We start from the raw sequence: 12637 nt of genomic DNA, 5'->3' as shown, positions 1-12637 counted from the left end.
TCACCAGGTGCCGTCGTCGCGGACCCGGGCGGGGGCGCGGCCGAGTAGCAGGGTGGTGAGGGCGGCGTCGATGTCTTCGCCGAGGAACCACTCGCCGGCCTGGTCGAGGGCGAAGATCCGGCCGTGCTCGTCGACCGCGAGGATGCTCTCCTGACGTTCGCTGCCGAGCGGGAAGAGGCGGGCGCCCAGGACGGCGGCGAAGTCGGCGAGGGAGTCGGCCGTGTGCGCGACCCGCAGCGGATTCGTGGTGAACCGGCTGATCCAGACCTGCTCCCCGGGCCCGCGTCGACGGCTCAGGACGGCCGGGAACGCGGTGAGCGCCGCCTCTGCGGCCGGGAAGGGCTCATGCCGGTGATGCTGTCCCGCGATCTCCTTCGTCTCGGCCATCGCGCCCATAGCGAGTGCCTCATTGAAAATGCTGATCTGCCAGCCGCCGTCCATGAGGGCATGGGCGACCTCGTCCGGAAAGCGCCCGGGTTGGATGACCTCTCGCGGCTCCGGTCGCCAGTCCTCCACGAATGCGAGGTCGGACCACGGGAGCACCCCGAACCGCACCAGGAACTTGACGCACGAGTCACAGGGAAGTTCGGCGAGCCCTGCCAGGGGGTCGCCCGGTTCCCGGCTGCGGTAGACCTCGATCCGACTCGCGCCGAGCAGGTCGCGGGCCTCCTTGATGGACAGTGGTGGCATGCCCTCGGCGGTCCGGCGGTGGTCGTGCTCGTACAGCGCGTCGGAGACGACGATCATCTCGGCGTGCCGCTCGCCGCCGCGTACCAGGTGGCCGGTGGGTAGCTCGTCCAGATAGGACCGGACGAGGGGATGGTGGCGCACCTCGACGTCGCCCTTCGCGCCCTGCGCGACGTGCCGCCGGCCGTCGAGCGTGAGGTGCGCCGCCGCACCGGGTGTGGGCAGCCGGGTCAGCTCGCGGAGCAGTTGGGCGGCCGGATCGACGGTACGCGGCGCGCGTGGCTCGGCCGGGTGCCGCTGGCGGTACATCTCCTCGACCGCCGGTGCCGGGATCCGCGGCCAGGTCGACACCTCGCCGGTCTCCTTGTCGATCACAGTGGTCGGCAGGTCGCCGGGCAGCGCCCGGGCGTCGGTCGACACCGTGGAACTGACCAGGTAGCCCAGGTCGAATTCCTCGACCACCGGAGTGCAGGGGAAACCGAGACGCTCGGAGTCCCGCCGGGCCCACACGGAGGCGATCTGCTCGGCCTGCTGTCGCTCGATCACCACCTGAAATTACCGGACCCCACGGGTTTCGTGGCACCCGGTATGGTCGGCCCTACCCACGGTGACGGAAGGGGAGCGACGGTGGCCGAGAGTGCGGACCGAGATGCGAACCGTGCACTACGCGCGCGATTCGACGAGGTGTACGGCCAATACCAGCGCCTGCGGTCCGGCCTGGACGAACTCCAGGTCAAGCTGACCGAGCTGCGGGTAACCGAACGCTCCGACGACGGTCAGGTGACCGCGGTGGTCGGCGCGCGAGGCGAGCTGATCAGTGTCGAGGTGAGCCCGGGGGTGTTCCACGACCGGGACGCCCGGGCGTTGAGCCGGAAGATCACCGAGACCGTGCTGCGCGCCTCCACCGCCGCGACCACCGCGACCCGGGAACTGGTCTCCGGCTACCTGCCGCCGGGTTCCCCGTCGGTCGAGTTCCTGCGTACCAACGACTTCGGCGCGCTGCTCGGCCGGGCCGACTCCGTGCTGGCCCGCGGCGAGTGACACGTGGCCGGGGGAGAGATCTGGCTGGACCCCGACCGGGCCCGCCGCGGCGGTGCTGACCTGGAGTTGTCGGGGCGGGCGGTGAGCGCGGCCCGGCAGGAGACGGGCGATCCGATCGCCGTCGCGAGCGCCCAGCGGCCCTGGGGCCGCGACGACATCGGTGCCGCTTTCGACAAGCACTACCAGGGTTACGCCGAGACGCTGCTGCGCGCGTGGGAGCTTCTCGGCCGATCGCTCGAGGTGCTCGGGTCGGACGTCGTCCGTTCGGTCGCGGCCACCGTCGAGACGGACCTGAGCAACGCCCGCGACCTCGGGAAGATCCCGCAGCAAGGGCACCACCCCCATCGGCCCCGGCGCTGACCACCGGAGGACCCGCGCGTGAGCATGCTGCCCAGCCCGATCCCGCACCCGCTCGACTTCTGCCCTTGGGACGTGCCCGGCTGGATCTATGAGGCCCTCGACTGGGTGGTCGGCGTCGAGTGGCCGGAGGGCAACGAGCGGTCCGTCTGGGACCTGGCCGACCAGTGGTACGGCGTGGCCGGCGTCCTGACCCGTCCGCGCGACGACGCGATAACCGCCGCCGGTGAGGTGAGGAGCGGCTACGGGGGTGTCGGCCTGGTCGCCGGCGCGTTCGACAAGGCATGGCACAAGCTCGCCGAGGGTGACGATGCGCCGCTGCACGTCCTGATCTCGGCCACCGACGAGCTGGCGCGACTTGTCGACTCCTGCGGCTGCGACATCGAGGGCGCGAAGCTGGAAGCCTGGATCGAGCTGGGCATCCTGGTCATCGAGCTGCTGTCGCTGGCGGTGGCCGCCGTGCTCACCCTGGGCGCCGCCTCCCCGGCGGCCGCCGCAGCGGTCACCGCCACGCGGGTCGTGGTGCAGCAGATCTTCAAGCGGCTGGTGGCCCAGCTCGCACGCAAGGCGGTCAAGCAGGGCCTCAAGGAGGCGGGTGAACGGGCCGCGAAGGAGGTGGCCAAGTCCGGCGCTCGCAAGCTGGCCCGGCGGGCCGCGATCGGCGGGCTGCTGGAGGCCGGTCAGGAGGCGACCACCAGCCTCGGGACCCAGGCGTACCAGAACTCCACCGGCCGGCGGAGCGGCCTCGACCTGACCGACGTGAGCACGTCGGCCCTCGGCGGATTCGCCGGCGGCGCGGTCGCGCCGCTTGCCGGTCTGGGCCGGCACGCCAACGGGCGCTTCGCGGAGATCGGCGAGCGCTTCGGGCGGGAGATGGCCGGGGAGACGCTCGCCGAGACCGCCGCGGGCCTGGCCACCGGCAACGGACCGTCGCTGGAGGATCTGGCACGTGCGGCGGCCTCCGGTGTGACCGGTTCCGCCACCGGCCAGGCGGACTCGGCACTGCACCACCGCCTCGACGGGAAGTTGAGCGGGCTGCCGGTCTCGCCGGTCGGCCTGGACGTGCCGCCCGCTACCGATCCGGTCGGGCTGATCCCGGCCCAGCGGGTCGCCGAGGCGGTCGTCCCGAGCGGCGGCGCGATGGCGGATGCGGTCCCCGTGAGCCCCACGCACGTCTCGCCCGAAGTCGCCGGGGCGCACCCGCTCGCCGTGGATCTGCCCCGCCCGGGCCTGGAGCCGCCGCCGCTGCCGCCGCACGCCGATACCGTCCCGCACGCCGATACCGTCCCGCACGACGTGGCACGTCCGACGGTCGCCACCAGCCCCACGTTGTCCTCGGTGGTCACGGACGCGCCAGTCGCCGGCCCGTCCGTGCCCGCGATCGGAGCCCATGGCGGCGCGGGTTCGGTGGTGACGCCGCTCGACCATGCCACACCGTCTACGACCACCCCGGTTCAGGCGGCAGTCGCACCGGCGACACCTCCCGCGTCGCTCGCCGACCACCCGCTGGCTGCGGCACCACCTACTACAGACCGGACTGCGCCCATCAGCAACGGAGGCCAGGTGGGACCGCCATCGGTCTCACCAGTAAGCCCTCAGCCGGGACCACATCCGGGAGCGCCGAATGTCGGACCCGAACCCCGGCCAGGACCGAACCCCCGTTTTCCGCTGCTGGAGTCCTTGGCTCCGCATCGCCTGCCTACCGACACCCTGGGGCCGAACCCTGGTCCCATCGACGTCCAGCCGTGGCATCGCGAGACCGCCCAGCAGCGCGCCGCGCGGTTGAAGGCCGATCGTGAGGGCCTCGACCGGCGCCGCTACCAGGGTTACCTGCAGTCACAGCGTGCCTTACACGAGGAGAACAGACGGCAGGCGCAGATCAAGGAGCTGCGTGATCGCGCCGAACAGCATTACGAGGCGGCGCGTTGGCTCCTGACCCGGGCACACGAGCTGCGCCAGGCCGGCCAGCACGACCTTGCCGACAGGCACGTGCTGGAGGGCCGGCTGCGAGAACGCCTGCACTACCGAGCTGTGGACGAGGTGGAGGTGGTCCGCGCCGGCGGGCGTCTGCCGGAGCAGGTGATGGTCGAGGACGACCTCGACTTCTACCGGATCAACGACGACATGGCGGACCTGGCCGTCGGTGCGGTGGAGACGGCCGACCGCTCCGCGCTCACCGGTAACGGCCATCCCGAGCCGATCGACAGATCCCGGCCCTACGGCCGTCGGGGAGGACTCCGGCCTCCGCTCGCGCTGCACCAGACCGACCTCGAACGGCAGATGCCGCGCAACCCGGACGGCAGCGTCGCGCGTACCGCCGATCCCCGGCGCGGCGGTTGGTTCCGTCTCGCCAACGACGGCGGCCCGGCGGCCGACGCCACCCGGGGGATCAACTGCCTCGACTGCACGCTGTCGCTGTTCGAGACCTGGGTCCACGGAAGGCCGCGCGTCGCCGCGCCGCGTACGTTCGACGGCTACCTGAACGGCGACGTGAACCGGCCGGTGGGCGGCGAGGCGGACGGACCGCTGCGGGTCGAGCAGACGACCGGCGGCCGGTTCCAGAACCTCTGCCCGCCGGATCGGCCCGGGATCACCGGCCGGGACCGGCAGCGGTTGGTGGACGGCGGTTACCGGGATCTGTACGCGCAACTCGCGTCGGGCGGCCACGGCAGCTACGCGTTCCTCATCACCAGCTTCGAGGGCGGCGGGTCGCACGCGTGGGTGGCGTTGAATCAGAACGGCACTGTCCTCTTCCTCGACCCGCAGACGGGCGCGGTGGCGGACCGGCCGATCTACCACCACAGCGGCCGTCCGGATCGCAGCAACGTGGTCGGCGTCGACGCTCTGGTGCTCGGCCCCGACGGCCGCCCGCTGCCGCTCACCGGCCGCCCACCCGGCACCTACAACGTCCTACCCGAGCCGCTGCCCCGCCCGGAGCCGCCACGGCCGCCGGCCCCGCCGCCAGTCGCCGACGGCCACGTCCCGGACTTCAACCATGTTCACCTGCTCGGCGAGTCCACCACCTTCCACCGCGGGGCTGACGGACCGCTGCCGGGTAACGCGCCGCCGGTCGAGCCAGAACCGAGCCGGGTACGGCAGGACCACCGGCAGGCGCACGCCCACCGGATCTCGGCCGGGCTCTACGTGCGCGACGTGCTCGCGGCGAGCGGGAACCTGGACGCCGCCTTCGCCGCCGGGGTGACGCCCGTCGAACTGGCGCAGCACGCCGACGTGCCGGCGCTGCGGAGGCTCGTACCCGGGCTGGACGAGGGCGCCGCGACCGACCTCACCCGGTTGTTCGCCGACCCGCGGGTACAGCGAATGCTCGACCAGAGCTGGGAGGCGCCGCCGCGACGGGAGGAACTGCTCGCCGAGACGCTGGTGCGGCAGCTCGCGGAGCGGCCCGACCTGGTCCGGGTGATCCTGGCGACACCGGAGCTCGCCAACTCGCTGACCGCCCGGCCGCTGACCCTGCATCACCTGGCGAGCCACCAGCAGGCCATCGACGTGTTGCAAGACGTACTGGGGGAGATACAAGACCGCGGCTCCGAAGCTGTTGCCACGGCACCCACACCTTCGATCGAGCCGACCCCGCTCAGTCCGCAGCAGATCCAGGTGAGTAGCCGCTTCGATGGCGAACGGCCGGTGGCTGTCCAGCCGAGCTTCGACAAATCACGCTCTAACGACCTCGCGTATCGCGATCAGTATCTGGATCACCTCTACCAGGAGGCCGTTACCGCTCAGCGTGAACTTGACTCGCTGGGGCGTGAACTGGCTGGTATGTCGGCGGACGGAGCAGAGTACAAGCCACGACCCGGACCGAAGGATCGTGTTCGGGCTGAGGACAAGATCGAACGGAATGGCGGAAACGCTGCCCGCCTTCGCGACCTTGCGGCAGGCAGGGTCTCCTATCAGACGCTTGACGACCTGTATGCCGGACTGGCCGAACTGAGCAACAACCCTCGTTTCCAGGTGGTGGACTTCAGCGATCGCTTTCGCAAACCCCAGGACAGCGGGTATCGAGATATTCAGTTCTTAGTGCAGACCTCGGCCGGGCACATCGGTGAGTTCCGTCTTCATCTGGCGGCACTTGACCAGGTGGCGGAGTGGGAGCACTCGTTGTTCGAAGTCTGGCGTGACCTGGAGGCAGTTCCCAGGAGCGAGGCACGTAGCCTGTCTGCCACGGAGGTAGCGATCCGGAAGGGCATAGTTCGACGGCAGCGTGAATACTTCTGGGCCGCGCTTCAAACGACCTTGAACGGTGAGCCGCAGTGACGGATGCAGTGGCCGGGCTCGGCCTCGCGGGCTACTACGACTACTACGACAATCCGGTGAAGTTCCTTCCGACCGCCAACGGCGGCCTAGCCGCGTGGCGACTGGACCGCACCACGGGCGGTTGGCGGCCTGCGAACGACATCATCGATGAGATCGTCTTCGCCAGGGAGCAGGAAATCTTCGTGCTTTCGCCTGAGCGGTTCGTGCAGCGGGTCGAAGAAGAACGCGGCCTGAGCCTGAGGGGCGAGGGGCCGATCTTCGCGCTCTACGAGACGGTCCGGGCGCTCGAGGCGCCCGCCATCGCGGAGCGGCGGCCGTTCACCGCTGAGGAAGCCGCGCTGATCAAGGGCATCCGGCGGCGGACGTTCGTGATGTTCGAGGAGCAGCTCCAGCAGGCCGGTGACCCCGCCGCGGACCCCACCATCGCCTCCACCGCACCTTGAGAACTGGCGGAACGTCATGCCCTCCACCGATGACCCACGCGTGGCCTACGTGCCGCCCGCCGACGTGGCCGAGGCGCGACGCGTACAGGAGGAGTTGCGGTCCCGGGTGGACCTGACCGGGCCCGGTCCTGTCGCGCCCGCGACGGTGGCCGGGCTGGACGTGGCGTACGCGCCCGACGGTGACCTGCTCGCGGCGGCCGTCACGGTTCTGGACGCGGCCACTCTCGACGTGGTGGACGAGGCGGTGTGCGTGGGGCGACCCGCGTTTCCGTACGTGCCGGGGCTGTTCGCGTTCCGCGAGATGCCGGCGTTGCTCGCCGCGCTGGACCGGCTCACCACCCGTCCCGAGCTGCTGGTCTGTGACGGGCACGGGCTGGCGCACCCACGCCGGTTCGGGCTGGCCTGTCACCTGGGCCTGGTGACCGGGCTGCCCACGATCGGGGTGGGCAAGACGCCCCTCGTCGGCACGTGGACCGGGCCGGGCCCCCGGCGCGGCGACAGCGCCGACCTGTGCGACGGCGACGAGGTGGTCGGGCGGGTGCTGCGGACCCGGGACGGTGTCCGGCCGGTCTTCGTCAGCGTCGGCCACCGGATGGGGTTGGACGACGCGGTGGAACGGGTACTGGCACTGACGCCCCGGTACCGGCTGCCGGAGACGACCCGGACGGCCGACCGGCTCTGCCGGCGGGCCCTCGCCGAGGCGGACGGTTCGGGCGGTGACCTGGGCGGGCGGTGACCGCGTGGCGCGGCGCACATGTTGCCCGCTCGATGCTCCGGGGCCCGACCGGGCCGGTAGTAACCTGGCCGGCGGATCCGGTCCGGACGCAACGGTGAGGTGGAGATGTCGGCAGGGTGGCACGCGGCGCGGTGGGCCGTCGTCGGCGTGCTGCTGGGTGCCCTGATCGCCGTCCCCGCGTCACCCGCGTCGGCCCGGGACGACCGGGTGGGACTGCGCTCGGCGAACAGCTTCACCGCCGGTGGCCCGCCGGGCACCGTGGCGGTCGAGGTGCGCAAGCGGACGGACGGCTGCGTGCGGTTGCGTACCGCGGTCGGGCTCCGCCTGGACGGCCTGCGGGCCGATCAGGTCCGGGTGCAGGTGGCGTCCGGGCGGCGATGGGTGCCGGTGCAGGTCTCCGGGGACGGCGGCGCCGTCGCCACGGCCGCTGTCGCGCCGGTAGACCGGCCGCTGTGCAAGGGCAAGGCCGTCACCGTGCGCTACCGGGTGTCCTTCCTGGCCGGGGTCGCCGGCGGGCGGCTGGAGCTGGCCGGCGAGGCGAGCGCCGCGGACGGCGAGGTGCTCGGCCGGGCCGGTGGGTCGGCTCGGCTGGTGGGCGACCCGCGCACACCGAGCCCCAGCCCGTCCCGCAAGCCCTCGCCCACACCCAGCGCGAGCGAGACCACCGCGGCCGAGGCGGCCGGCACGTCGCCGGTGGCCGCCGCCGTCGCCCCGGCCACCGCCGCGGCCGACGACTCGTCGTTCGGAGGATCCATGATCATGTGGTTCGGCATCGGGCTGGTGCTCATCGGCGTCGCCCTCATCGTCCTTCTGCTACGCCGCAACCGCGCCGACCGCAACCGCGTCGGCGGCGGCCCGGACGCCGGCCTTCCGCCGGTCCCGCTGCCGCGCAGCAGCACCACCTACCGCTCCGGCACGCCCGTACCGGCCCCCACGGTGTACGGGGGAACGCCGCCGCCCCGCCCGGCCGGCAACGTGTACGGCGCGCCCGCGCCCGCCCCGACGACGCCACCGGCCCCGGCGGGTGGCGACGCGACGACCGTCCCGCCACCGCCACCGCCACCGGCGGGCGGCGACGCGACGACCGTTCTGCCCCGCTTGCCGGACTGAGCCGGAACCCGACCGGCTCCCGGGGTTACCGTGACGGTGGGTGGTCAAGCCGTGGCCCGGTGACCGCCACCTGCCCGGCCGGAGGACGGAAGACCGGGGCCGAACGGGCCCGGTGCCGGGGCCGCCCGGCCGATAAGATCGCGTGCGCCGATCGGCACCGCCGACCGGTGAGACCGCATACGTGGAAGGAGCCGCGCCGTGGCCCTGGACCCGCAGTTGCTCGACATCCTCGCCTGCCCGGACACGCACCACGCCCCGCTGGACTACGACGCGCAGGCGCAGACGCTGACCTGCACCGAGTGCGGTCGCATCTTCGAGATCCGGGACGACGTCCCGGTGCTCCTGCTCGATGAGGCGCGCGGTGGACCCGCCGCCGGCGAGGCGCAGGACGGGTCGTCGCGGTGATGGAGGGTACGGCCGGGGTCAGCGGGCACCGGCACGCCGACGAGGCCCTGCTGGACGACGCCGCGCAGCTCTCCGAGCGGGATCCGGGCGGCATGCTCCGGCACATCGCGTCCGCCGGCGCCCAGGTACGCGAGTCGGCGGCGCTGGCCGCCGAGGCCAATCTGTCAGTGCTCGCCGACGACGGCCGGCCCCGCGCGGTGGTCATCGCCGGCATCGGCACCGCCGGGCGTACCGGTGACGTGCTGGCCACCGTCGCCGGGCCGCGCTGTCCGGTGCCGGTCATCCCGCACCGCAGCGCCGGCGTGCCGGGCTGGGTGGGCGCGGCGGACGTGGTCATCGCGGTGAGCGCGTCCGGTCGCAGCCCGGAGGCGCTCGGCGCGGCCGAGGCGGCGCACCGGCGCGGCGCCCGGCTGGTGGCGGTCGGCGCGCCCGACTCGCAACTCCAATCGGTGGCCGAGCGGGCCCGCGCCCCGTTCATCCCGGTGCCCCGTCGCGCGCCGGCCCGGGCCAGCCTCTGGGCGCTCACCGTGCCGGTTCTGCTCGCCGCCCGTACCCTCGGGCTCGTGAAGGTCAACGAGGCCGATCTGGCCGAGACGGCGGCCCGGCTGGACGCCGACGCCGATCGATGCCGGCCGACCGCGGAGTCCTTCGTCAACCCGGCGAAGTCGCTGGCGCTGGGCCTGTCCGGTTCGATCCCGATCGTGTGGGGTTCGTCCCCGCTGGCCACCGTGGCCGCCCGGCGGTTCGGCGACACGCTGTCCGCGAACGCCCGCTACCCGGTGGTCGCCGGTGCGCTGGGCGAGGCGGGCCGGGGCCGCGTCGGCCTGCTCGACGGGGTCTTCGGCGGCCTGGCCGAGGGCGAGCGGGACATCTTCGCCGACCCGGGCGACGACGAGTCCGACGGCACCCGGCTGCGGCTGGTGCTGCTGCGCGACGGCGGGCTCAACGCCGACGACGACACCGACGAGCCGCTCGCGGTGGAGGAGCGGCGCGCGGACGCGGTGCAGACGCTCGCCGAGCGGCGCGGGGTGCGCTGCGACGTGGTGACCGCCGAGGGCGGTTCCGCGCTGGAGCGGCTCGCGTCGCTGGTCGCGGTCCCCGACTTCGCCTCGATCTACCTCGCCCTGGCACACGGACTGGACCCGATGGCGGTACCAGCCATCACGGAGATGAAGGAGCTGTCGAACCAGTGAACATACGGGGCATCGAGCGAGGCGGGGAATGAGCGCGAACGGGGGCACCAAGGCCATCGTCGCCGCCCTGGCGGCGAACCTCGGCATCGCCGTCACCAAGTTCATCGCGTTCGCCTTGACCGGCTCGTCGTCGATGCTGGCCGAATCGATCCACTCGGTGGCCGACTCGGGTAACCAGGGCCTGCTGCTGATCGGCGGCCGGCGGGCCAAGCGGCAGGCCACGCCGCAGCACCCGTTCGGGTACGGCCGGGAGCGCTACATCTACGCGTTCATCGTGGCGATCGTGCTGTTCAGCCTCGGTGGCCTGTTCGCGCTCTACGAGGCGTACCACAAGGCGTCCGACCCGCACCCGATCGAGAGCTGGCAGTGGGTGCCGGTGGCGGTGCTGGTGGCCGCGATCGTGATGGAGTCCTTCTCCTTCCGTACCGCGATCAAGGAGTCCAACCTGATCCGGGGCAACCAGTCCTGGGTCCGGTTCATCCGCCGGGCCAAGGCCCCGGAGCTGCCGGTGGTTCTGCTGGAGGACTTCGGCGCCCTGGTCGGCCTGGTGTTCGCGCTGTTCGGCGTCGGTATGACGTTGATCACCGGCAACGGCATGTGGGACGCGGCGGGCACCGCGATGATCGGCGTCCTGCTCGTGGTCATCGCGGTCACGCTGGCGGTCGAGACCAAGAGCCTGCTGCTCGGCGAGGGCGCCGAGCAGGGCGAGCTGGCCAAGATCGAACAGGCCGTCACGAGCGGTCCCGAGGTGGAGCGGATCATCCACATGAAGACGCTCTACCTGGGCCCGGAGGAGCTGATGGTGGCCGCGAAGATCGCGGTGCCGGCCTGGGAGACCGCCCACGACCTGGCCCGTGACATCAACGCCGTCGAGGCGCGGATCCGCCGCGAGGTGCCGACCGCCCGGGTGATCTACCTGGAGCCGGACATCTACTCGCCGGCAGCCGAGCGCGCGGGCACCGGTCAGGCGGCGGACACCGCCGTCCCGGAGGCGGCGACAACCGACGAGGCGCACAGGGCCGGTGAAACGCACACGGCCGGTGAGGCGCACGCGACCGGCGAGGTGGCCGGGCGGCCCGGGAGCTGACCGATGGAGTTGTTGCAGGGCCGGATCCGTGACTACGCCTGGGGCTCGCGCACCGCTATCGCCGAGTTGCAGGGGCGGCCGGTGCCGAGCAACGGGCCGGAGGCGGAGCTGTGGCTGGGCGCCCACCCGGGCGCCCCGGCCACCGTGCAGCGCGACGGCCGGCCGGTCAGCCTCACCGAACTGCTGGTGGCCGAGCCGGACCACTGGCTGGGTGAGCGGCTGGTCGGCCGGTTCGGCACCCGGCTGCCGTTCCTGCTGAAGGTGCTGGCGGCCGACACGCCGCTGAGCCTCCAGGCCCATCCGGACGCCGAGCAGGCCCGCGCGGGGCACGCCGCCGACGTGGGGCGGGTGAACTACGTCGACCCGTACCACAAGCCGGAGTTGCTGGTGGCGCTCTCGGAGTTCGACGCGCTGTGCGGCTTCCGCGACCCGGGGGAGTCGGCGGCGGCCATCGCCGCGTTCGGCGTACCCGCGCTGGAACCTGTGGTGGCGGCGTTGCGCGACGGGCCGGCGGGGCTGCGGGATGCGGTACGCCTGCTGTTGAGCTGGCCGCAGGCGGAGCGCGCCGGGCTGGTGGCGGCCGTGCTCGCGGCGGCGGAGGCCGCGCCGGGCTCGGCGGACGCCGAACTGGTCCGCACGCTGGCGGCCGGCTACCCGGCCGACCCGGGCGTGGTGGTGGCGCTGCTGCTGCACCACGTCCGGCTGGCGCCCGGCGAGGGCATCTGGATGCCGGCCGGGAACCTGCACGCCTACCTGCGCGGCACCGGCGTGGAGATCATGGCGGCCAGTGACAACGTGCTGCGCGGCGGGTTCACCGCGAAGCGGGTCGACGTGGACGAGCTGCTACGGGTGCTCCGGTTCGAGGTGCTGACCCGGCCGGTGCTGCGGCCGGAGCAGGTGGAGCCGGGGGTGCTGACCTGGCCGGTGCCGGTGGAGGACTTCGCGCTGCACCGGGTCGAGGTGGCCGCCGGGTCGGCGGGGGTGCGGCTGACGCTGCCCGGGCCGCGGGTGGTGCTGTGCCGGGCCGGGAAGCTGACCGTGGACGACGGCGTGGGCGTGGTGACGCTGGACGCGGGTCAGGCGGCGGTCGGTACGGCGGCCGGCGGCCCGCTGGCGGTGAGCGGGGCGGGTGAGGCGTTCGTCGCCACCTGCGGGGAACCCTGATTCGGGCAATTCCGATTTTCCCGAAACGGCTTGACGGTCCCTGGGTGCGGTGTGACCCTATGGGTACGCAGCGTTGTCGCGACGAAAGGTCCGGTGACGTGCGGGGGAACCAAACCGGGGGGATGCGCGGGGCGGCCGG

11 protein-coding genes are annotated in these 12637 nt (G+C 72.8%); 10 read left to right on the top strand and 1 reads right to left on the bottom strand.

Annotated elements, in window-relative coordinates:
* Complete coding sequence (locus ACFYO8_RS22360; protein WP_387188938.1) at nt 1–1236, bottom strand: SUKH-3 domain-containing protein; 1236 nt, start codon at nt 1234–1236, stop codon at nt 1–3.
* Between the two features lie 78 nt (nt 1237–1314).
* Between ACFYO8_RS22360 and ACFYO8_RS22355 the strand changes: the two genes are divergently transcribed.
* The 10 genes from ACFYO8_RS22355 (at nt 1315) to manA (ending at nt 12498) form a co-directional block, all read left to right on the top strand.
* A complete protein-coding gene (locus ACFYO8_RS22355; RefSeq protein ID WP_354865077.1) occupies nt 1315–1728 on the top strand; it encodes a YbaB/EbfC family nucleoid-associated protein in 414 nt (137 codons plus the stop codon).
* A gap of 3 nt (nt 1729–1731) precedes the next feature.
* Nucleotides 1732–2088 carry a hypothetical protein gene (locus ACFYO8_RS22350; protein ID WP_354865079.1) on the top strand — a complete coding sequence of 119 codons (357 nt, stop codon included), beginning with the start codon at nt 1732–1734 and terminating at the stop codon, nt 2086–2088.
* A gap of 447 nt (nt 2089–2535) precedes the next feature.
* Complete coding sequence (locus ACFYO8_RS22345) at nt 2536–6360, top strand: toxin glutamine deamidase domain-containing protein (RefSeq protein ID WP_387257485.1); 3825 nt, start codon at nt 2536–2538, stop codon at nt 6358–6360.
* A complete protein-coding gene (locus ACFYO8_RS22340; RefSeq protein WP_355096873.1) occupies nt 6357–6803 on the top strand; it encodes a hypothetical protein in 447 nt (148 codons plus the stop codon). The genes ACFYO8_RS22345 and ACFYO8_RS22340 overlap by 4 nt, the downstream gene beginning before the upstream one ends.
* 16 nt (nt 6804–6819) lie before the next feature.
* Entirely contained in the window at nt 6820–7539 is a 720-nt protein-coding gene (nfi, locus tag ACFYO8_RS22335; protein WP_354865085.1) for a deoxyribonuclease V, read from the top strand.
* Between the two features lie 105 nt (nt 7540–7644).
* Nucleotides 7645–8649, top strand: coding sequence for a hypothetical protein (locus ACFYO8_RS22330; protein ID WP_387257483.1), 1005 nt, complete (start codon nt 7645–7647; stop codon nt 8647–8649).
* A gap of 198 nt (nt 8650–8847) precedes the next feature.
* Nucleotides 8848–9054, top strand: coding sequence for a Trm112 family protein (locus ACFYO8_RS22325; protein WP_354865089.1), 207 nt, complete (start codon nt 8848–8850; stop codon nt 9052–9054).
* Nucleotides 9051–10247 carry an SIS domain-containing protein gene (locus ACFYO8_RS22320; protein ID WP_354865091.1) on the top strand — a complete coding sequence of 399 codons (1197 nt, stop codon included), beginning with the start codon at nt 9051–9053 and terminating at the stop codon, nt 10245–10247. Before ACFYO8_RS22325 ends, ACFYO8_RS22320 begins: the two co-directional genes overlap by 4 nt.
* A gap of 28 nt (nt 10248–10275) precedes the next feature.
* Nucleotides 10276–11334: a cation diffusion facilitator family transporter gene (locus tag ACFYO8_RS22315; RefSeq protein ID WP_354865093.1), complete on the top strand. Its 1059-nt coding sequence runs from the start codon at nt 10276–10278 to the stop codon at nt 11332–11334.
* A 3-nt stretch (nt 11335–11337) separates the two neighbouring features.
* Nucleotides 11338–12498: a mannose-6-phosphate isomerase, class I gene (gene manA / locus ACFYO8_RS22310; protein WP_355096458.1), complete on the top strand. Its 1161-nt coding sequence runs from the start codon at nt 11338–11340 to the stop codon at nt 12496–12498.
* Nucleotides 12499–12637 lie beyond the last annotated feature (139 nt).

The sequence above is a fragment of the Micromonospora sp. NPDC005257 genome (assembly GCF_042872445.1).
In the GTDB taxonomy this organism is placed as follows: Bacteria; Actinomycetota; Actinomycetes; order Mycobacteriales; family Micromonosporaceae; genus Micromonospora.
Note: the sequence above shows the minus strand (reverse complement) of the source record. Positions and strands in the feature narration are given on the sequence as shown.